Annotated in this window: 16 protein-coding genes and 1 pseudogene; 5 read left to right on the plus strand and 12 right to left on the minus strand. The window is 61.2% G+C overall.

What is annotated here, in order from left to right; all coding sequences use genetic code 11:
* The 3 genes from HMPREF3138_RS08435 to HMPREF3138_RS08445 form a co-directional block, all read right to left on the minus strand.
* The coding region (locus HMPREF3138_RS08435; protein ID WP_139145130.1) for a non-ribosomal peptide synthetase at positions 1-4,649 on the minus strand (4,649 nt) is incomplete at its 3' end.
* Between the two features lie 611 nt (positions 4,650-5,260).
* Complete coding sequence (locus tag HMPREF3138_RS08440; protein WP_004936833.1) at positions 5,261-5,950, minus strand: LrgB family protein; 690 nt, start codon at positions 5,948-5,950, stop codon at positions 5,261-5,263.
* Positions 5,943-6,365, minus strand: coding sequence for a CidA/LrgA family protein (locus tag HMPREF3138_RS08445; RefSeq protein WP_028127545.1), 423 nt, complete (start codon positions 6,363-6,365; stop codon positions 5,943-5,945). The genes HMPREF3138_RS08440 and HMPREF3138_RS08445 overlap by 8 nt, the downstream gene beginning before the upstream one ends.
* Before the next feature lie 139 nt (positions 6,366-6,504).
* Here HMPREF3138_RS08445 and HMPREF3138_RS08450 point away from each other — a divergent pair, with 139 nt between their 5' ends.
* Positions 6,505-7,392 carry a LysR family transcriptional regulator gene (locus HMPREF3138_RS08450; protein WP_038874296.1) on the plus strand — a complete coding sequence of 296 codons (888 nt, stop codon included), beginning with the start codon at positions 6,505-6,507 and terminating at the stop codon, positions 7,390-7,392.
* A gap of 74 nt (positions 7,393-7,466) precedes the next feature.
* On the opposite strand, the gene HMPREF3138_RS08455 is transcribed toward HMPREF3138_RS08450, so the two are convergent.
* From HMPREF3138_RS08455 to HMPREF3138_RS08475, 5 genes and pseudogenes are all read right to left on the minus strand, one after another.
* The gene (locus HMPREF3138_RS08455) at positions 7,467-9,116 is read right to left on the minus strand and encodes a Na+/H+ antiporter (RefSeq protein WP_025304430.1); all 1,650 of its coding nucleotides are present in this window, start codon (positions 9,114-9,116) and stop codon (positions 7,467-7,469) included.
* 197 nt (positions 9,117-9,313) lie between these two features.
* Positions 9,314-10,675 (minus strand): NCS2 family permease, encoded by a 1,362-nt coding sequence (locus tag HMPREF3138_RS08460; protein WP_004936819.1) that lies wholly within the window; start codon positions 10,673-10,675, stop codon positions 9,314-9,316.
* Positions 10,676-11,007: 332 nt separating this feature from the next.
* Positions 11,008-11,415 (minus strand): VOC family protein, encoded by a 408-nt coding sequence (locus HMPREF3138_RS08465; protein WP_038874298.1) that lies wholly within the window; start codon positions 11,413-11,415, stop codon positions 11,008-11,010.
* Positions 11,416-11,462: 47 nt separating this feature from the next.
* Positions 11,463-12,131 carry a glutathione S-transferase family protein gene (locus tag HMPREF3138_RS08470; RefSeq protein WP_038874300.1) on the minus strand — a complete coding sequence of 223 codons (669 nt, stop codon included), beginning with the start codon at positions 12,129-12,131 and terminating at the stop codon, positions 11,463-11,465.
* Positions 12,128-12,570, minus strand: a pseudogene (locus HMPREF3138_RS08475) (lipocalin-like domain-containing protein). The gene HMPREF3138_RS08470 and the pseudogene HMPREF3138_RS08475 overlap by 4 nt, the downstream one beginning before the upstream one ends.
* 196 nt (positions 12,571-12,766) lie before the next feature.
* On the opposite strand from HMPREF3138_RS08475, the gene HMPREF3138_RS08480 reads away from it, so the two are divergent.
* A complete protein-coding gene (locus HMPREF3138_RS08480; RefSeq protein WP_038874302.1) occupies positions 12,767-13,027 on the plus strand; it encodes a multiple stress resistance protein BhsA in 261 nt (86 codons plus the stop codon).
* A 147-nt stretch (positions 13,028-13,174) separates the two neighbouring features.
* Positions 13,175-13,924, plus strand: a complete 750-nt coding sequence (locus HMPREF3138_RS08485) for a 3-oxoacyl-ACP reductase family protein (RefSeq protein WP_038874304.1) — start codon at positions 13,175-13,177, stop codon at positions 13,922-13,924.
* A 63-nt stretch (positions 13,925-13,987) separates the two neighbouring features.
* Here the strand turns inward: HMPREF3138_RS08485 and ssb1 are convergent, their stop codons facing one another.
* On the minus strand, positions 13,988-14,518 hold the full coding sequence (gene ssb1, locus HMPREF3138_RS08490) for a single-stranded DNA-binding protein SSB1 (RefSeq protein ID WP_004936793.1): 531 nt from the start codon (positions 14,516-14,518) through the stop codon (positions 13,988-13,990).
* Positions 14,519-14,795: 277 nt separating this feature from the next.
* Between ssb1 and uvrA the strand changes: the two genes are divergently transcribed.
* Both uvrA and HMPREF3138_RS08500 read left to right on the plus strand, forming a co-directional pair.
* Positions 14,796-17,624, plus strand: a complete 2,829-nt coding sequence (gene uvrA, locus HMPREF3138_RS08495) for an excinuclease ABC subunit UvrA (protein WP_070558926.1) — start codon at positions 14,796-14,798, stop codon at positions 17,622-17,624.
* Positions 17,625-17,853: 229 nt separating this feature from the next.
* A complete protein-coding gene (locus HMPREF3138_RS08500; RefSeq protein WP_038874308.1) occupies positions 17,854-18,906 on the plus strand; it encodes an NAD(P)-dependent alcohol dehydrogenase in 1,053 nt (350 codons plus the stop codon).
* Between the two features lie 31 nt (positions 18,907-18,937).
* Here HMPREF3138_RS08500 and maa read toward each other — a convergent pair whose 3' ends face one another.
* The 3 genes from maa to HMPREF3138_RS08515 all read right to left on the minus strand — a co-directional run bounded on the left by maa (position 18,938) and on the right by HMPREF3138_RS08515 (position 20,421).
* Positions 18,938-19,495, minus strand: a complete 558-nt coding sequence (gene maa, locus HMPREF3138_RS08505) for a maltose O-acetyltransferase (protein WP_038874310.1) — start codon at positions 19,493-19,495, stop codon at positions 18,938-18,940.
* 151 nt (positions 19,496-19,646) lie between these two features.
* Positions 19,647-20,000 carry an MmcQ/YjbR family DNA-binding protein gene (locus tag HMPREF3138_RS08510; RefSeq protein WP_038874311.1) on the minus strand — a complete coding sequence of 118 codons (354 nt, stop codon included), beginning with the start codon at positions 19,998-20,000 and terminating at the stop codon, positions 19,647-19,649.
* Positions 20,001-20,004: 4 nt separating this feature from the next.
* Entirely contained in the window at positions 20,005-20,421 is a 417-nt protein-coding gene (locus HMPREF3138_RS08515) for a secondary thiamine-phosphate synthase enzyme YjbQ (RefSeq protein ID WP_004936779.1), read from the minus strand.
* Between the last annotated feature and the right edge of the window lie 122 nt (positions 20,422-20,543).

Below are 20,543 nucleotides of genomic sequence, written 5' to 3' on the forward strand. Positions count from 1 at the left end.
GCGCGCACCAGCGGCCCCTGCGTCAAATCGAACGGTTGAGTGGCCGCCTGACGGCACAGCGTGTCGGCTTGCGCGGGGTGACGTCGCAGATCGTGGAACGCAAGCGGCAGCCCGTTTGCCGGCAAAATCTGCACCTGTGGCCGATCTTCCCAAGTAATGAACCGGCTACGCAGCGATTCGTGACGCGCATAGAGCGCATCCAGACTATGTTGCAGCGCCTGCCGGTCCAACCGGCCGTGCAGCCGCAGCGCCAGGGGGATATGGTAGGTTTCGCTCATCCCCTCCAACTGGGTCAGGAACCACAGGCGTTGCTGGGCGAACGACAGGGGCAATTCGCCGTCGCGCGCCACCGGCAGTATCGGCAGCGGTTCCTGAGCCGGCGCAACTTCCAGCGCCTGCGCCAGCACGTGCAGTACCGGGCTGGCGAACAGCGCCTGCAACGGTAACTGCCATCCGGCCTGTTGCACGCGGTTAGCCAGGCGCACCGCCATCAGCGAATGCCCGCCCAGTTCGAAGAAGTGGTCATAGCGACCGACGCGCTCTACGCCCAGCAGCTCGCGCCAGATAGCCGCCAGCAGGTTTTCCGCCTCGCCCTGCGGCGGCGCATAGGCTTCACGCACGTAGGCGTCGACCTGCGGCACCGGCAGAGCCCGCTTGTCCAATTTGCCGTTGCCGGTCAGCGGTAACGCCTCCAGCCAAACGTAAGCCACCGGCACCATATAATCCGGCAGCCGCGCCTGCAGATGCTGACGCAGCCCGGTCGCCAGCGTAGCGCGTTCGGCTTCCGGTGCCGGAACCACCCACGCCACCAGTCGCTTGCCCCCATCGCCATCGTCAATCGCGTCCACGGCTACACTGCGCACGCGCGGATCGGTACTCAGCTGTGCCTCCACCTCGCCGCATTCGATGCGGAAACCGCGGATTTTTACCTGCTGGTCATTGCGCCCCAGGTATTCGATATCGCCCCCCGGCAGATAGCGCGCCAGATCGCCGGTACGATACATGCGCGCACCCGGCGCCCGGTTGAAAGGATCATCGAGAAAACGTTCCGCCGTCAATTCGGGCCGGTTCAGGTAACCCCGCGCCACCCCTTCGCCGCCGACGTAAAGTTCGCCGATCGCCCCCATCGGCACCGGTTCGCCGTCGGCGCCCAGCAGATACAAGCGCAAATCCGGGATGCGGCTGCCGATCGGACTGGTGGTGATCGCCGTATCCTGCGCCGACAGCGGCCGATAAGTCACATGCACCGTGGTCTCGGTGATACCGTACATGTTGATCAATCGTGTCTGCCGGTTCTCTGGACGAGCAAACCACGGCGCAAGATCGGAAGGCTTCAGCATTTCGCCACCGAACACGATCTCGCGTAGCTGCTGGCGCGCTTCGCTGTGCGCCTGAGCCTGGATAAAGGCTTTGAAAGCACTCGGCGTCTGGTTCAATACCGTGATGCCGCTGCGGCAGACGAAATGATAAAAATCCGGCGCCGAGCGGGCGATCGCCTGCGGTACGATGAACAGCTGGCCGCCATACAGCCAGGCGCCCCAGATCTCCCAGACGGAGAAGTCGAAGGCGAATGAGTGGAACAGGCACCACCTGTCGGCGGCGCTGAAGTTGAACCAGGCGTTCGTCGCGCTGAACAACCGCGCGACCTGCCGGTGCTCCACCATCACCCCTTTGGGTTTGCCGGTCGAGCCGGAGGTATAAATCACATACGCCAGGTGCGCCGGGCGCACCCCGACATCCTGCAGATCGTCGCCTTCCCCCGTCAGTGGCTGTTCCAGCGCCAGCAGCGGCACCTCGCAGTCACCCAGCGCTTGTCGGCCAAGCTCATCCGCCAACAGCAGCACCGGCGCCGAGTCCGCCAGGATGTACTGTAGCCGCTCGCCGCTATAGGCGGGATCCAGCGGCACATAGGCGCCGCCGGCTTTGAGGATCCCCAGCAGCCCGACCAGCATCGGCAGCCCGCGCCCGGCGCACAGCGCCACCAGGCTGTCCGGCTGCACGCCAAGCTGTACCAGCCGATGGGCCCAACGGTTCGCCTGGGTATTCAATTCCGCGTAGGTCAGGCTGTCATCGCCATACGTCACCGCGATCGCCTCCGGCGTCCGTCTGACCTGTGCTTCGAACAACCGGTGCAGACAAGCCGCCGGCGTGTGTGAAGCGACGGTGTGGTTGAGGCCCTGCAGCAACTGCGCACGTTCTTCCTCGGAAACCAGACTGAGTTCGCCGACGGTGCGACGATGAGAACCCGCCCTCACCGCGTCGTTGAGCAGCATCAGCAGATGTTGCGTCGCACGCAACATCTGTTCGTCAGCCACGGAGGCGGCGTCGTAGACCCAACGGAAAGCGCCGTCAGCCTTGCAGATTTGCAATACCGCGCGCGAACCGGAAGCCATGATGGCGGCAACCCCCTCGTCTTCAGGCTGCAACCCCTGCGCCGAGCGCCGACTGACGATCGATACCGCCGTCGGCCAAGTCTGAGGTGCTCGCAGGTCCGCATCGCGCGTCAGCAACGCGGGATGATAATCGGCATGAGCGCGCAGCTGGCTATATTCCTGTTCCAGCGCGGCCAACGCCTGCTGGAAATTGCTGGTGTGATCAACAGAGATCTGCAGCGGCAGCACGCGCGCGCTCAGGTGGGCCCAACGACCCCAATTCCGATCGTCCGGGCTGATCCACCCCAGCTGAAAATCGGTTTCATTGCACATACGCGCCAGATAAAGGGTTGCTGCCGCCAGCACCTGCTCGCCGGCAATTTTTTCCAGGCGCTGCCAGGCCGTCGCCTGCCAGCGTGCGGGAAGATCCGCCTGGCGGCCAGGCCCCGGCGGGAACGGCGCCGGATAATAACGCGTCAGGCGCGGTTGCCAAAACGCGGCGCTATCGGCGCTGGCGCCATACGCCGCGCCTAACAGCGAGGCTTCGGCAGCGTTAATCGTCGGCAAGACCGAGCCGACAGACAGGCCGCAGGCCTGCGCCAGCGCATCGCCTGGTTGAGTCGAGCCGTCGGCGCGCAAGAACGGCCCGACGTGCACCACGCCGGGGCTCGCGGCAATCACCCAGCCGTCGGCCTCGACGTGCAGCAGGGTACCGGGGTGGGCCTGTCGCTCATCGCTCACCGCCTGCAGCGCCGTCACGCCCAACACGCGATCCGCCAGCAGTATCTTCGCCGCGCATCCCGCGCCATGGCTCAGCGAGCTCACCAGGCGCTGCAGCGCCTCAGCCGGGCGATCCCAACGAATGATGCCGCCGGCAGGCGGTTGCCGACGATTGGTGTAAAAGCTGCCGCCGGCCTCGGCATCCGCCAGCGCCGCCACTTGCCGATCCAACGCCTCGATCGTCCCCGCCGTTGATGCGTTCAGCGCCCGTAAAATAAACTGGAAACGGCGCTGCAAAACATCCAGATCGCCTAATGAATTTGCATAAGCGGCGTCAGAAAAAGTGACGTCCAGCTCATTCGCCTGCTGGTCTTCATACAGCATAATCTGTAGATCGCCGGACGGAATATTCCCGCCATAATACCAACGGGTGCGGCATCCCCAGAAAGGATCGCCGTGGTCGAAAGAAACAATGTTAATTGAAGGGCCAAACCAGGCGGAATCCGTCGCGCCATTGTCACGCCGAATGTCCTCCCCACGATATAATTGATGGCGAACCACTTTTGCTATTTCGGCCGCAACCTTTTGGATAAATTCGGCCAGGCTCAGCTGGGGTTCGACCTTGATAATCAAAGGGACAACGTTAGAGGTCATACCAATACTGTTTCGTTCTCTCGTCCCGGTCACCGGCATGCTGAAATTAAGATATTCACTGCCGGTCAGGCTGTAGAAACATAATGCTACGGCGGCGGCCAATATATGTGCGCGGTGTACACCGATATTGTCAGCTTGTTGCTGCAGCTGATCCAATGCCTCTTTTTCCAGCAGCTGCGTGTTGCGGTTCATCGCGGCGTCCGGAGTCAATATGGCTCTACGCGACAAACTCTGCGGCGCAGCGGCAGTATATTCCCGCCAAAAAGCCTGATCGGAAGAAAAGCGTGAGGAATCGCGGTATTTGATGTCGTTTTCATAAAGCAGAGAGAAATTGCAGTTGGCGAATTCAGGGATGACGCCGCCGGACGCCAGCGCGTTATAGTAAGCCGCGATGCGTCGCATCACTTCCTCGGCACTGCGGCCGTCGGTGATCATATGGTGGAAACGCCGATAGAGGACATAGCGCTGCGGAGCTAGCGTAATCACATGAAAACTAAAAGGTTCCTCTCCCGTGGCACGGCGCGGCAGCGCCGCATCCGCCACCATCCAGCGTCTGGCCGCCTGGAGGGGATCGGGTTCCTTACTGAGATCGAGTGTGAACAGCGGCTCATGTGTGCGTGGCGCGCGGTATTGATAAAGCTCACCGTCTTTTTCCACAAAATGCGCTTGCAGAGCCGGCGTTTCTTCGACGATAGCATCGATGGCTTGCCGCAGCAGCTTAACGTCGAGAGGCCCGTCAACCAGCCCATAGCCCCAGATATTGAACGACAACTCTTTGGAAATGTTTTCCCCCAGCCAGAGTTCACGCTGGGCGATAGTCATTTCATGCAGTTCGACTTTCTCCGCCGCGGCCTGAGCATCCGTACGGAATTCCCCACTCTTCACATCAGTTTGTTTGTTCATAATATTCTCTAGCACGTTTTCATTACGTTAATGAAAGGGACCGTCCGGATTTAGGCAAAGCCTGGCCGTCCGACAGTTCAAGTCAGAATAAAAAACCGTAGAAAAGCTGGGTTTCCCCCAACTAAGAAAGAATGAAATGGTTAATCCAGAGGTTCCCCCTGTGCCTCAATTTGTAGAGCTGTGAAGTATAGGAGAGGATATTTTTTTTGGCGAAATGTGCGAAAGGGAATAAATGACCATTTTATTTCCCCGATATTACTTAGGGATGACAAGCGTATTCCTCTTGTATTAATCCGATATAATTAGAGAGAAATTCATATTCTTTTTTATTGTTCACTATAGTTAATGTGCAACAATGCTTACGATAAGAGCCTCTCCATATCAATAAGTTATACTTTATTGTTTTAATGACAATGATTTATTATTTAATTAATTCATTACCATGAAAAATGACCGCCAATTTTGCCCACGGCGCATCTATCGTTTTTTGTTATAACGATGGGAAAAATTATGCTGAAAAATTTCTTCGTTTTTTCGGGCGCTCATCGACGGCACCGTTCCCAACGACAGACAATGTAAAAATGGGGCGGCAGAGCCCGCCCCTAGAGGTCTTACCACATCAGCCGGCCGATCAGTGGCGCGGCCACCACCGTGATAATGCCGGCCAGCATCATCACCAGGCTCGACACCACGCCCTCCTGCGGCCCCAGTTCATAAGCGCGGGCGGTGCCGGCGCCGTGCGACGAGGCGCCAAACCCGGCTCCCTTGGCCAGGCGGCTGCGCACCGCCAGCCGCAGAAACAGAATGTCGCCCACCGCCATGCCGAACACCCCGGTGATCACCACGAACAGCGCCACCAGATCCGGCTGCCCGCCCATCTGTTTGGCGGCCTCCAGCGCGAACGGCGTGGTGATCGAACGCACCGCCAGGCTGCGCTGTACCTCTTCCGGCAGCGTCAGCAGGCGCGCCAGCCACACCGAGCTGTACACCGCCACCAGCACCGCCGTCGTTACCCCGGCGGTCAGCGACAGCCAGTGGCGGCGGATGATGTGCAGGTTCTCGTACACCGGCACCGCGAAGGCGATGGTCGCCGGCCCCAGCAGCCACAGCAGCCAGTGGGTTTCACCGATATAGTCCTGATAGGAGATGTGGGTGACCACCAGCAGCAGCACCAGGATCATCGGCGTCAGCACCAGCGGCATCAGCAGTAACGTGCGGCGGCGGCGATAGAGTTTCTTGTTGGCGAAATACAGCGCCAGCGTCGCCAGAAAGCAGGCCAGGCTGAGGATAAAGTCATTCATGGCGCTGCTTCCGTCGCTGCAGCCAAATCTCCAGCCGATACACCCTGTCCACCACCAGCCCGGTGGCGCCCAGCGTCAGCATGGTGCTGATCGCGATCACCAGAAAGATCTTCCAGCCCTCGACCATCAGCAGCTGAGCATAGTTGACCACCGCCACCACCGCCGGCACGAAAAACAGCAGCATTTCCGCCAGCAGCCAGCGGGAGCCGGCCTTGACCCAGCTCAGCGGCAGAATGCGCAGCAGGATCAGCGCCAGCAGCATCAACATGCCGACGATATTGGCGGGGAGCGGCAGGTGGAATTGTTGCACCAGACGATCGGCGATCAGGAACAGCGCCGCATACAACGCCACCTGAATCGGCACCTGCAAACGGGTCAGCAGGGAGGGGGCAACGCGGCGTAACGCCAGAGACATGAAAGATGACCTCAAACAATAATTGACGGCCTACAGTATACGCAGCCGGGAAACCACGCCTGAAATGAATTAAAATTATCGACATCATGCCGTCCGGGAATAGTTTCCCGCCGGTAGCGCCCTCAAGGAGAACCCTAACGTGGATGTCCGCACCCTGCGCTACTTCGTTGAAGTGGTGCGCCAGCAAAGCTTCACCCGCGCGGCGGAAAAACTGTTCGTCACCCAGCCCACCATCAGCAAGATGCTGCGGCATCTGGAAGAGGAGCTGGAATGCACGCTGCTGATCCGCGAAGGCCGCAAGCTGCGCCTGACCGACAGCGGCCAGGCGCTGTATCAGCGCGGCCTGACGATCCTCGACGAATTCCGCCAGCTGGAGGCGGAGCTGGAAGACATCAGCTCGTTGAAAAAGGGCGTGCTGCGGCTGGGCATTCCGCCGATGGTGGGCAGGCAGATCGCCGATCTGATCCGCCGCTTTCGCCAGACCTACCCCGGCATCGAATTGAAAATTTCCGAGCTGGGCGGGCTGTCGGTCGAACAGGCGGTGATGTCCGGCGAACTGGATCTGGCGATGACGGTGCTGCCCTTCGATTCGGAACAGCCGCTGACCTTTCTGCCGCTGCTGGGCCATCCGATGTGCGTGGTGGCGCCGCGCACGCCGCAGTGGCTCAACCGCACCAGCATCAATATCGCCGAATTGGCCGACAGCCCGATCCTGATTTATAACGAAGACTTTGCGCTGTACAAGATGCTGATGAAGGCGTTTCGCCAGGCCGGTTTTGAACCGCAAATCGCGGTGCGCAGCGGCCAATGGGACTTCCTCGCCTCGATGGTGCAGGCCGGCGTGGGCATCGCCATGCTGCCGGAGCCGGTCTGCCGCTGGCTGGACAAGGAAAACCTGGTCTGGCTACCGCTGGAACCGCGCATGGAGTGGAAAATCGGGCTGATCTGGCGCCAGGGCAGCTACCTGTCGCACGGCGCGCAGGCCTGGATCGCCTGCTGCCGCGACTACTGGCCGCCGCTCAAGTAGCCAAAAAACAAGGGCCGCACAGGCGGCCCTTCGGGACAGAAATAAAGAGGAAAACATGATTCCTCTTCTGAGGTTTACCCTTCGCGTTCGATCAGCAACGCTTCGAGCAGGTCGAGATCGTGCAGCAGTTTTTGCAGCGTCTCGTTGCTGATTTTCTGCGTGGCGCGCAGATGGTACAGCTCGCCGCGCTCGGCGCGCAGCGCCGTCAGGCGGAAACGCCGCTCGAGGTTTTCCATCGCCAACGCATTCTCGATATCGTCTTTCGACGCGATGCGCCGCCGTAGCATGCCCGTCACCCGCGAACTGACCTCTTTCAACACCTGCGGATCGAGGTTCTCTTCGGTATCGGCGACCAGACGCTCTTCCATTTTATTCACGCTCTCGATTGCCACTTCGGCCGCCATGGCGATCGCCATGCGCTCTTCGTGCTTGCTGGCGCTCTTGTCGGCCACCTGAACGCCGCGCAGCAGCAGCGGCAATGCCAGCACGCCGACGATCAACGACAACAGGATCACACCGGCGGCGATAAACACCAGCTGATAGCGCGCCGGGAAGGCGGTGCCGTCACTCAGCAACAGCGGTATCGACAGCACACCGGCCAGGGTAATCGCCCCGCGCACCCCGGCGAACGACGCCACCCACAGCTCACGCGTGCTGTAGTCGCCAAACTGCAGCGGGCGCTTTTTCATAAAGCGGTTGCTGGCCTTCTTCATCACCCACAGCCAGGTGAAACGCAGCACCAGCAGCGCGGCGTAGATGGTGGCCACGTCGGCGAACAGGTACCAGGTCTGGATGGTCGGATCCAGCTCCGCCTGCAGGATAGAGGTTTCAAGAATGCCCGGCAGCTGCAGGCCCAACATGATGAACACCATGCCGTTGAACACGAACTCCAGCATCGCCCATACGCTGTTGGCGCGCAGGCGCATCGCCAGCGGCGCGTTGCGGATCACGCCGGATTGGCTGATGGTCATCCCCGCCGCTACCGCCGCCAGGATGCCGGAGACGCCGATGTGTTCGGCGATCAGGTAAGAAGCGAACGGCAGCAGCAGCAGGAATACGATCTGGGTCGCCGGATCGTCGCCACTCCAGCGGCTCATCACCCGCAGCGATTTACTGTAGGTCCAGGTGACCGCCACGCCGGCCAACAGGCCGCCGATCGCCACTTTGAGGAACTCGAGGGTTGCGCCGCCCACGGTGAACACCATGGTGCCCATCGCCACCGCGATGGCGAACTTGAGCGACACCAGGCCGGATGCGTCGTTCATCAGCGCCTCGCCTTCGAGCACGCCCATGATCGGCTTGGGAATGCGCCCTTTGCCGACGATGCCGGACAGCGCCACGGCATCGGTCGGCGACAGCACCGCCGCCAACGCGAAGGCCGCCACCAGCGGAATGCCCGGCACCATGGCGTAGATCAGATAGCCGACGCCGACCACGGTGATCAGCACCAGCACCAGCGCCAGGCCGAGAATTTCACGCCCGTGGTGCAGGAATTCGCGCGTTGGCGTTTTCCAGCCGTCGGCGAACAGCAGCGGCGGGATGAACAGCACCAGGAACAGTTCGGGATCAAAGTCGACGTGCAGCCCGAAATGCGGCCAGGCCAACAGGGCCCCGATGGCGATTTGCATCAGCGGCAGCGGCACCTGGAACGGCAACATGCGCGTCACCACCCCGGACAGGGAGACCACCAGGATCAAAATGAGGATTGTAAAAAAGATTTCCATGCTTTCCTTAGACTCTACGATTCAGACGACATCGGCTCAGGGCCTGCGTTGGTCCCGATAGTAGATCACTTTTTTTACAGCCGTTAAAGCTTGTTGTGCCTTTCAAAACGCGGTGCAGAGCAGAAGAAGACTTATCTTAAGAAGGGAAATGCCGTGACAGCTTCCCTCGCCCGGCGGGCGAGGGAAACCTGAGGGTCTTAAATCGCCCAGCCGCCGGCGTAGAACGCCACCAGCGCCACGGCGATCAGCACGGTGCCGATGTTCAGCTTGCGCCATTCGCCGGAGAAGATGCGACCGATGACCAGCGAGCTGAAGCCCAGCATGATGCCGGTAACGATGTTGCAGGTCAGTACGATGAACACCGCGCACAGCAGGCCGGCCATCGCGTCGACGAAGTCGTTGAAGTCCAGCTTGGTGACGTTGCTCAGCATCAGCAGGCCGACGTACATCAGCGCCGGGGCGGTGGCATAGACCGGCACCAGATAGGCCAGCGGCGACAGGAACAGGATCAGCAGGAACAGAATGCCGACCACGGTGGCGGTCAGGCCGGTCTTGCCGCCCGCGGCGGTGCCGGCGGCGGATTCGATGTAGACCGCGGCGGGCGCGGCGCCCACCAGGCCGGAGAAGATGCTGCTCAGAGAATCCGAGGTCAGCGCCTTGCCGCCATTGATGATCTGCCCGTCTTTATCCAGCAGGTTGGCCTGCCCGGCCACCGCGCGGATGGTGCCGGTAGCGTCGAACACCGCGGTCATCACCAGCGCCAGCACGCTCGGCAACACCACCGGCTGCAATGCGCCCATGATATCCAGGCTGAAGATCAACGATTTGCCGTCAGCGTCCGCCAGGCTCGGCATGGCGAACAGCCCCTGGTATTTCACCGCCGGGTCGAAGATCAGGCCGATGATGGAAATGGCGATGATCACCAGCAAAATGCCGCCGGGCACGCGCAGTTTTTCCAGGCCGAAGATCACCGCCAGGCCGACCAGCGTCATCACCACCGGGAAGGAGGTGAACGCGCCGAGCGCCACCGGCAGACCATCCAGCGGGTTCTTCACCACCAGGCCGACGCCGTTGGCGGCGATCAGCAGCAGGAACAGACCGATACCGATGCCGGTGCCGTGCGCCACGCCCATCGGCAGGTTGCGCAGGATCCAGGCGCGGATGCCGGTGACCGAGATAATGGTAAACAGTACGCCCATCAGGAACACCGCACCCAGCGCCACCGGAATGCTGATGTGCTGGCCCAGCACCAGGCTGAAGGCGGTGAAGGCGGTCAACGAGATCGCACAGCCGATCGCCATCGGCAGGTTAGCCCACAGCCCCATCAGCAGCGAGCCCAGCCCGGCCACCAGGCAGGTGGAGACAAACACCGCCGCCGGCGGGAAGCCCGCTTTGCCCAGCATGCTCGGCACCACGATCACCGAATACACCATCGCCAGGAAGGTGGTCAGCCCCGCCACCACCTCCTGGCGCACGCTGCTGCCGCGCGCGGAAATTTTAAAATAGCCATCAAGCCCGCCGGTTGGTTTTGCGGCGTGGTTCGCTTGAGAGTTCGACATAGGTTACTTCCCCTGTGTTTCATGAATCGGCCCGTCGCAGCAGGCCTGTAATCTCGCCCGCGCCCGATCGTCACGTAATCGTTTACGTCACGTTCCGCATCCTTGCCCTTCTGTCGCAGCGCCAACGGCGATGCGCACCAAGGCAAACGTTTAACTCGCAGCGCGCGGTACGGGTGATTTATGGTGGTTTATTCAAGGCAAACGATTATCCTGCCTTCCATAGCGTCTAATCAACTAAAGATCGCGGCAATTTATGCAGAAAGCGGCGGGAATAGCGCCAGCACGATAAAACCGGGGCGACAGGCGCCCCGGCGAACGCCGTCACGGCAGGGTTATTGCGTCTGCACCGCGGCGGGATCCATATACATCAATTCCCAGATATGGCCATCCAGATCCTGAAAACCGTGGCCGTACATCACGCCGTAGTCCCGCGGCGGGTGGTAGGTGTTGCCGCCGCCGGCGACCGCCTTGCGCACCAGTTCGTCCACCGCCGCCCGGCTGGGTTGCGACAGGCATACCAGCACTTCGGTGGCCTGTTTGGCGTCGCCGATCGGGTTCGGGGTAAACATCCTGAATTTGTCGTGGGTCAGCAACATCACGTAAATCGTGTCGCTGACCACCATGCACGCGGCGGTGTCATCGGTAAATTGCGGGTTGAAAGTGAAACCCAGGTGGGTAAAGAACGCCATCGAGGCGGGCAGATCGCTGACGGGCAGGTTAACGAAGATTTGCGTAGCCATGGGCTACCTCCGATAAAGAATGACCCCATCGAGTATAGCCCATCCGATTAGCTCAGCAGGGCGTAAGGGCCGCCCTGCTCCAACGCCCGCTGGTAGGCGGGCCGGGCATGAATGCGCTGCAAAAAACCGCGCAGTTTCGGGCAATCATCCAACGCGCCTCGCGCTGCCATCGCCTCCAGCGGGAAGCTCATCTGAATGTCCGCCGCGCTGAAGTCATTGCCGACAAACCAGCTGCCCTTGTTCAGGTGCTGTTCGAGGAAGTCGCAGTGCGGCGCGATCTGCTTGTCGAGATATTCGCGCTGCACGCCCTTGCCGATCGCGCCGGCCACCGGCCGCAGCAGCCAGGGGATCGGCGGCTGGCCGAGCCGGCTGAACACCAGTTTCATCACCAACAGCGGCATCAGCGATCCTTCCGCGTAGTGCAGCCAGTAGCGGTATTGCTGGCGCGCGTGGAAGTCGGTCGGCATGAACATCCCTTGCGCGTCATAGGCTTCCTGCAGGTATTCGATGATGGCGCCGGATTCCGCCAGCGTCAGATCGCCGTCGACGATCACCGGCGATTTGCCCAGCGGGTGGATCTTTTTCAGCGCCGCCGGCGCCAGCATAGTCTGCGGATCGCGTTCGTAGCGTTGCACCTGATAGGGCACGCCCAGCTCTTCCAGAAACCACAGAATGCGCTGCGACCGCGAGTGATTGAGATGATGAACAATGATCATAAAGAAGCTCCTGTCCGCTGCCACACCAGTTCGCCCACCTGCACGCCGTTGCCGAGCTGCAAGGGCACCGCGCGCAACGTCAGTCGATCGCCGCTGAAAGCGTAAAAACGCACCTGACGGCTGCCTACCCAGTTGGGGAATGAACAGCCTTCGACCTGATGTACCACCCGCTGCTCGCTTTCCTCCACCTGATAACGGCCGCAGTAGCAAATCATATGATGAAGGCCGCGCGGATCTCCCGCTCGGCCCCCTGCGCCAAATCGTCAGCGGCGAAACGCGGCCGCACGGCGCTGTACAGCTGCGCCGCCATCGTGCCGTTGGCCTCATAGTGGATGCGCCCCAGCACCTGCTCACCCAGCGGGTGATTCAGCTCGCCGTCCTGGTTCTCAAATGCCGAGGACACCAGCGCCCTGCTGCCGATAAATGCGTTTACCGTCATTACGCTTCTCCGGTTAAGGATCGTCTGTAAAGGGTAGTGGCGATTTTTACCGCACGCCAGCGGATGAAAAAACAATCAATTTATTTGACAGAGATACTCAAAACTCTCCGATTTTTTATTCCAGCCTGCCGCACTACTATTTAATACATCGAGAGAAAACGGGCTCTAATCCAATCAATACGCTGAGGAACACATCATGAAAAACATCAAAATTTTTGCTACCGCTGCGCTGCTGGCTACCGCTTCTTTCGCTACCTTCGCCGCTGACCTGCCTTCCAGCCAACCCGCTGCAGACGCCCAGAAAATCGGCGTAGTCTCCGTTAGCGGCGCCACCAACCTGAGCGCGCTGGAAAGCGAACTGGCCAGCAAAGCCGCCGCGTCGGGCGCCAGCTCATACCGCATCGTCGCCGCCGGCGGCCAGAACAAACTGTACGGCACCGCAGAAATCTTCAACTGATCGTCGAACAGCCAACCGACGGAAGAAAGAAGCCCCGCAAGGGGCTTTTCTCGTTTTAGCGGCAAAGCTCTTTGTGAACAGTGGCCGCCAGACATTTCACCGATACTGGGAATAACGCCTTACCCTCACCCACTTTGGAGAAATAACATGACCACAGCACACCCTCTGCAAGGCAAAGTCGCGTTCGTTCAAGGCGGTTCACGCGGCATCGGCGCCGCCATCGTTAAACGGTTGGCGAGCGAAGGCGCTGCCGTCGCCTTTACCTACGCCGCCTCGGCCGATCGCGCCGAAGCGGTGGCAAGCGCCATCACTGCCGCCGGCGGCAAAGCCCTCGCCATCAAGGCCGACAGCGCCGATGCGGCGGCGCTGCAGCAGGCGGTGCGCCAGGCGGTCAGCCAGTTCGGCAATCTGGATATTCTGGTGAACAACGCCGGGGTGTTTACGCTGGGCAGCACCGAGGAGCTGGCGTTGGAAGACCTGGATCGCATGCTGGCGGTCAACGTGCGCAGCGTGTTCGTCGCCAGCCAGGAGGCGGCGCGCCACATGAACGACGGCGGCCGCATCATCCACATCGGCAGCACCAACGCCGAGCGCGTGCCGTTCGGCGGCGCGGCGGTGTATGCGATGAGCAAATCGGCGCTGGTCGGCCTGACCAAGGGCATGGCGCGCGATCTCGGCCCGCGCGGCATCACCGTCAATAACGTGCAGCCCGGCCCGGTGGACACCGAAATGAACCCGGACGCCGGCGAATTCGCCGATCAGCTCAAGCAGCTGATGGCGATCGGCCGCTACGGCAAAGACGAAGAGATCGCCGGCTTCGTCGCCTACCTGGCCGGCCCGCAGGCGGGTTATATCACCGGCGCCAGCCTGAGCATCGACGGCGGCTTCTCGGCGTAACGCCCTCTGAAATACAAAAAGCCCCGTGAAGGGGCTTTTTTGTTGGCTGCAAACAGCCGGATATCAGAACGGGATATCGTCGTCGAAATCCATTGGCGGTTCGTTGCTGGTTGCCGGAGCGCTGTTCTGCGCCGGGCGAGACTGCTGCTGGCCGCCGCTGAACTGGTTACCGCCCTGTGGCTGCTGAGGCTGGCCCCAACCGCCCTGGCCGCCGGCAGATTGACCGGCCGGTGCGCCGCCGCCCTGACGGCCGCCCAGCATCTGCATGGTGCCGCCGACGTTAACCACGATCTCGGTGGTGTAGCGATCCTGGCCGCTCTGATCCTGCCATTTACGGGTCTGCAGGGAGCCTTCGATGTAGACCTGAGAGCCTTTACGCAGGTATTCGCCCGCCACTTCGGCCAGTTTGCCGAACAGCACGACGCGGTGCCACTCGGTCTTCTCTTTCTGTTCGCCGGTCGCCTTGTCACGCCAGCTTTCGGAGGTCGCCAGGGTAATGTTGGCCACTGCGCCGCCGTTCGGCATGTAACGGACTTCTGGATCCTGACCCAGATTCCCGACCAGAATTACTTTGTTTACGCCTCTGCTGGCCATGAGCACTTCTCCCGATGATTGATTTCTACACAGTATAAACGCGTCAGTTTACCACGCTGAGTGCGAAACCACACCCGTGTTGATAAGTGCGAATTGCATTCCAGAATTGTCTTTTCAATCGACCTTGTTGCATTCGCATACTGGATATTCATTCAGGTTTTTTTGTGTCATAATTATGCGTTTCGACCAGGCTGTGCCGGTTTTTTGCGAGATCCATCACAAAATCCCCCGCAAAAATCGCGACAGGCGCGGTGTATCATCAAGACGGGAAGTGTAAATGGACAATATTGAAGTTCGTGGTGCTCGAACCCATAATCTGAAAAACATCAACCTGATCATCCCGCGTGACAAACTGATCGTCGTCACCGGCCTGTCCGGTTCCGGCAAGTCATCGCTGGCTTTCGATACGCTGTATGCCGAAGGGCAGCGCCGCTACGTCGAATCGCTCTCCGCCTATGCGCGCCAGTTCCTGTCGCTGATGGAAAAGCCGGACGTCGACCATATTGAAGGTCTGTCGCCGGCGATCTCCATCGAGCAGAAATCCACCTCGCACAACCCGCGATCCACGGTCGGCACCATCACCGAGATCCACGACTACCTGCGCCTGTTGTTCGCCCGCGTCGGCGAGCCGCGCTGCCCGGATCACCATGTGCCGCTGGCGGCGCAGACCGTCAGCCAGATGGTCGACAACGTGCTGAGCCAGCCGGAAGGCAAACGCCTGATGCTGCTGGCGCCGGTGGTGAAAGATCGCAAGGGCGAACACACCAAAACGCTGGAAAACCTGGCCGCTCAGGGCTATATCCGCGCGCGCATCGACGGTGAAGTGTGCGATCTGTCCGATCCGCCGAAGCTGGAGCTGCAAAAGAAACACACCATCGAAGTGGTGGTCGACCGTTTCAAGGTGCGCGACGACATGGCGCAGCGCCTGGCCGAATCGTTCGAAACCGCGCTGGAGTTGTCCGGTGGCACCGCGGTGGTGGCAGATATGGACGACGAGAAAGCGGACGAGCTGCTGTTTTCCGCCAACTTCGCCTGCCCGATCTGCGGCTACAGCATGCGCGAACTGGAACCGCGCCTGTTTTCCTTCAACAACCCGGCCGGCGCCTGCCCGACCTGCGACGGCCTGGGCGTGCAGCAGTTCTTCGATCCGGACCGCGTGGTGCAAAACCCCGAGCTGTCGCTGGCCGGCGGCGCAATCCGCGGCTGGGATCGCCGCAACTTCTATTACTTCCAGATGTTGCGCTCGCTGGCGGAGCACTATGAGTTCGACGTAGAGGCGCCGTTCAACACCCTGAGCGCCAACGTGCAGAAGGCGGTGCTGAGCGGCTCCGGCAAAGAGTCGATCGAATTCAAATCCATCAACGATCGCGGTGACACCACCGTGCGCCGCCATCCGTTCGAAGGCGTGCTGCATAACATGGAGCGCCGCTATAAAGAGACCGAATCCAGCGCGGTGCGCGAAGAGCTGGCGAAATTCATCAGCAACCGCCCTTGCGCCTCGTGCCACGGCACCCGCCTGCGCGAAGAAGCGCGCAACGTGTTCGTCGAAGACACTACGCTGCCGGAGATCTCCGATCTGAGCATCGGCCATGCGATGACCTTCTTCCAGAACATGAAGCTCAGCGGCCAGCGCGCCAAGATCGCCGAAAAAGTGCTGAAAGAGATCGGCGATCGCCTGAAATTCCTGGTGAACGTCGGCCTGAACTACCTGTCACTGTCCCGCTCGGCGGAGACGCTCTCCGGCGGCGAAGCGCAGCGTATCCGTTTGGCCAGCCAGATCGGCGCCGGCCTGGTGGGCGTGATGTACGTGCTGGATGAGCCGTCGATCGGCCTGCACCAGCGCGACAACGAGCGCCTGCTGGAAACGCTGATCCACCTGCGCAACCTCGGCAACACGGTGATCGTGGTGGAGCATGACGAAGACGCCATCCGCGCCGCCGATCACGTGATCGACATCGGCCCCGGCGCCGGCGTGCACGGCGGCCAGGTGGTGGCGGAAGGCACCGTCGACGACATCATGGCGCAGCCGGACTCGCTGACCGGCCAGTTCCTCAGCGGCAAGCGCGAGATCGCCATTCCGGCGCAGCGCGTGCAGGCCGATCCGACCAAGGTGCTGAAGCTGAGCGGCGCGCGCGGCAACAACCTGAAGGACGTGACGCTGACGCTGCCGGTCGGTCTGTTTACCTGCATCACCGGCGTGTCCGGCTCCGGCAAATCGACGCTGATTAACGATACGCTGTTCCCGATCGCCCAGCGCCAGCTCAACGGCGCCACCATCGCCGAGCCGGCGCCGTTCCGCGAAGTGACCGGCCTGGAGCATTTCGACAAGGTGATCGACATCGATCAGAGCCCGATCGGCCGCACGCCGCGCTCCAACCCGGCCACCTATACCGGCATCTTCACCCCGGTACGCGAGCTGTTCGCCGGCGTGCCGGAGTCGCGCAGCCGCGGTTATACGCCGGGCCGCTTCAGCTTCAACGTCAAGGGCGGGCGCTGTGAAGCCTGCCAGGGCGACGGGGTGATCAAGGTCGAGATGCACTTCCTGCCGGACATCTACGTGCCGTGCGATCAGTGCAAGGGCAAGCGCTATAACCGCGAAACGCTGGAAGTGAAGTACAAGGGCAAGAGCATCCACGAAGTGCTGGAGATGACCATCGAAGAAGCGCGTGAGTTCTTCGACGCGGTGCCGGCGCTGGCGCGCAAGCTGCAGACCCTGATGGATGTCGGCCTGTCGTACATCCGTCTCGGCCAGTCGGCCACCACGCTCTCCGGCGGTGAGGCGCAGCGCGTCAAGCTGGCGCGCGAGCTGTCGAAACGGGGCACCGGCCAGACGCTGTATATCCTCGACGAACCGACCACCGGTCTGCACTTCGCCGATATTCAACAGCTGTTGGCGGTACTGCATCAGCTGCGCGATCAGGGCAACACCATCGTGGTCATCGAGCATAACCTGGACGTGATCAAGACCGCCGACTGGATCGTCGATCTGGGGCCGGAAGGCGGCAGCGGCGGCGGCGAGATCCTGGTCGCCGGCACGCCGGAAACCGTGGCCGAGTGTGAAAAATCGCACACCGCGCGCTTCCTGAAACCGCTGTTGAACAAGTAGTATCGCCGGCGTGCGGGCCGTCGCTCAGGCGGCCCGCACGCTGACCCGTTTCGCTGCAATCAAACAGAAACGGGCAAGGTTTCGACATTTTCAGGCATTTCCCTCCGCGCTCACCGCTTTTATCATCAATGTTCCCTCGGCGGCCGCCCTGTCTGATTCAGGCCGCGTCTCACCGGCACTCCGCTGCCGGCCAAGCGTTGTCCCCCATACATTGATAACTGGAGCGACCATGAACATTACCCATGCCTATGCCGCGCATGATGCGAAGTCTGCGCTGGTGCCTTTCGATTACCCACCGCGCGCCCTGCGCGACCACGATGTGCAAATTCAGGTGCTGTTCTGCGGCGTGTGCCATTCGGACCTGCATCAGGCTCGCAACGAATGGAGCAATACGATTTACCCGGTGGTGCCGGGCCACGAAATCGTCGGCCGCGTTAGCGCCGTCGGTGGCCATGCCTCGCGTTACCGGGTCGGCGATCTGGTCGGCGTCGGTTGCATGGTGGATTCCTGCCGCAGCTGCCCGAGCTGCGATGAGGGGCTGGAACAGTATTGCGAGAACGGCTTTACCGGCACCTATAACGGTCAGGACCGCCAGACCGGCGCCGTGACCTACGGCGGCTACTCCACCAATCTGGTGGTGGATCAGGACTTCGTACTGCGAGTGCCGGAAAATCTCGATCCGGCCGGAGTCGCGCCGCTGCTGTGCGCCGGCATTACCACCTATTCGCCGCTGCGCCAGTGGGGCGCGGGACCAGGCAAAAAGGTCGGCATCGTCGGCCTCGGCGGGCTGGGGCACATGGGCGTCAAACTGGCGCGGGCGATGGGCGCGCACGTGGTGCTGTTCACCACCTCGCCGTCGAAAATAGAAGACGCCAAGCGCCTCGGCGCCCATGAAGTGGTGATTTCGCGCAACCCGGAGGAGATGGCGCAGCACGTCAACAGCTTCGATTTCATCCTCAACACGGTGGCGGCCCAGCACGATCTGAACCCGTTCCTCAACCTGCTGCGCCGCGACGGTACCCTGACGCTGGTCGGCGCGCCGGAGCACGATCATCCGTCGCCGCAGGTGTTCAATCTGATCATAAAGCGCCGCCGCATCGCCGGTTCGCTGATCGGCGGCATCGCGGAAACGCAAGAGATGCTGGACTTCTGCGGCCAACACGGCATCACGTCCGATATCGAGCTGATCCCGATGCAGCAAATTAATGAGGCCTATGAGCGCATGCTGAAAAGCGACGTGAAGTACCGCTTCGTGGTGGATATAGACTCGCTGCGAGCCTGATGACAACGGGCGCCCGGCGGCGCCCGTTTTTTTATAGGTGCTTGATGACCCTGGCCGGGTTGCCGCCCACCACGCAGTTGGCCGGCACGTCTTTGGTCACCACCGCGCCGGAGGCCACGACCGCATTATCGCCGATGGTCACACCCGGATTGATCACCGCGCGTCCGCCGATCCATACGTTGTCGCCAATCTTGACCGGCTTACCGAACTCCGCGCCGCCGACGCGGGTCTCGGCGTCCAGCGGATGGGTCGCGGTGTAGATATGCACGCCCGGCGCCAGCAGGCAGTTGTCGCCGATATGTACCTCGCACACGTCGAGGATCACGCAGTCGAAATTGGCGTAGAAGTTCTTGCCGAGATAAATGTTATAGCCGTAGTCACAGCGGAAGGTCGGCTCGATGGTGCCGCCCTGATAGCCGCCCAGCAGCTCGTCCAGCCACTGCTTGCGCAGTTCGCCCTCTTCCGGCGAGGAGTGGTTATAGCGATGCGTCAGCTGGCGTGCGCGCCGACGCTCGCTGCGCAGCAGGTCATCGCCGGCGTCGTACAGCTCCCCGGCGATCATCTTGCGCTTTTCTTCGCTGATGGCCATGTCGGCCTCCTTATGTTATCCGCGTATCTTGAATGCCCAAGCGTAGCCGCTTTTGTCTGACGACAAAAAGGGAACGTTCCCAATTTAAAATCACGATCACGCTTTGACGCGAAAAAACAGGAGAAAAACGGGCGGCGCCGCCGCCCGGCAATCAGGCGCGCAGTTCCTGGCGCACGTGTTCGGGCAGGCCTTCCACCACCAGCTGATAGGAGCTGTCGATCAGCGTGTAAAACTGCGAGTTCGGCAGGTTGCCGTCGAGAAACACCGTGTTCCAGTGTGCCTTGTTCAGGCCGGCGCAGGCGACGATCTCCGGATGGTGTTCGCGCAGGCTTTCCGCCAGCTCCGGGCTGGACTTGACCGCCAGCGCCGGCCGCCCTTCGACCTCGCACACCATGGCGAACATCACGTCGCCCACCTTGATCTGACTGGCCTGCCACTGGTTCTGGTCGCTTTGCTCCGCGCCCGGCTTCGCCATGCAGTACTCCAGCAATGCGCTGTTATTCATTGGGTTACTCCCCCTGTAATGTGGCCACAATACGGCGTGCTCCGCCGTGGATGCGGTGCTCCCCCAGCCAGATGCCCTGCCATGTGCCCAACATCAGCCGCCCGTGCCTGACGGGCAGCGTCAAGGAAGCGCCCAGCAGCGAGGATTTGATGTGCGCCGGCATGTCGTCCGGCCCTTCGTAGTCATGCTGATAGGGTGCGTTTTCCGGCACCTGACGCAGGAAATGCTGCTCCATATCGGCTCGCACCGTGGGATCGCAATTCTCGTTGAGCGTCAGCGAGGCCGAGGTATGCTGCAGCAACAGATGCAGCAGGCCGGTTTGCAGGCGGTGTAAGTGGGTTAACTGGTTGACGATCTCGTCGGTAACCAGATGAAAGCCACGCGCTTTTGCGCTGAGGATTAGCGTTTGCTGATGCCACATGAGTGAGCGCCCCTCAATCAGTATATTCTCTCTCCGGTTTGCGGCAACTTCGGCGGCGCGCCGGCAATAAAAAAGGAGCGATATCGCTATCGCTCCCCGATGAACGTCCGTTCAGACTAACA

Source organism: Serratia sp. HMSC15F11 (assembly GCF_001808215.1).
Taxonomy (GTDB): Bacteria; Pseudomonadota; Gammaproteobacteria; order Enterobacterales; family Enterobacteriaceae; genus Serratia; species Serratia nevei.

Bases quoted from the DNA above. Each gene is read 5' to 3' on its own strand.
- HMPREF3138_RS08470 (WP_038874300.1), bottom strand. From the start codon at position 12,131: ATGATCATTGTTCATCATCTCAATCACTCGCGGTCGCAGCGCATTCTG.
- HMPREF3138_RS08500 (WP_038874308.1), top strand. From the start codon at position 17,854: ATGAACATTACCCATGCCTATGCCGCGCATGATGCGAAGTCTGCGCTG.
- HMPREF3138_RS08515 (WP_004936779.1), bottom strand. From the start codon at position 20,421: ATGTGGCATCAGCAAACGCTAATCCTCAGCGCAAAAGCGCGTGGCTTT.
- HMPREF3138_RS08510 (WP_038874311.1), bottom strand. From the start codon at position 20,000: ATGAATAACAGCGCATTGCTGGAGTACTGCATGGCGAAGCCGGGCGCG.
- HMPREF3138_RS08440 (WP_004936833.1), bottom strand. From the start codon at position 5,950: ATGAATGACTTTATCCTCAGCCTGGCCTGCTTTCTGGCGACGCTGGCG.
- ssb1 (WP_004936793.1), bottom strand. From the start codon at position 14,518: ATGGCCAGCAGAGGCGTAAACAAAGTAATTCTGGTCGGGAATCTGGGT.
- HMPREF3138_RS08485 (WP_038874304.1), top strand. From the start codon at position 13,175: ATGACCACAGCACACCCTCTGCAAGGCAAAGTCGCGTTCGTTCAAGGC.
- uvrA (WP_070558926.1), top strand. From the start codon at position 14,796: ATGGACAATATTGAAGTTCGTGGTGCTCGAACCCATAATCTGAAAAAC.
- HMPREF3138_RS08480 (WP_038874302.1), top strand. From the start codon at position 12,767: ATGAAAAACATCAAAATTTTTGCTACCGCTGCGCTGCTGGCTACCGCT.
- maa (WP_038874310.1), bottom strand. From the start codon at position 19,495: ATGGCCATCAGCGAAGAAAAGCGCAAGATGATCGCCGGGGAGCTGTAC.
- HMPREF3138_RS08465 (WP_038874298.1), bottom strand. From the start codon at position 11,415: ATGGCTACGCAAATCTTCGTTAACCTGCCCGTCAGCGATCTGCCCGCC.
- HMPREF3138_RS08445 (WP_028127545.1), bottom strand. From the start codon at position 6,365: ATGTCTCTGGCGTTACGCCGCGTTGCCCCCTCCCTGCTGACCCGTTTG.
- HMPREF3138_RS08455 (WP_025304430.1), bottom strand. From the start codon at position 9,116: ATGGAAATCTTTTTTACAATCCTCATTTTGATCCTGGTGGTCTCCCTG.
- HMPREF3138_RS08460 (WP_004936819.1), bottom strand. From the start codon at position 10,675: ATGTCGAACTCTCAAGCGAACCACGCCGCAAAACCAACCGGCGGGCTT.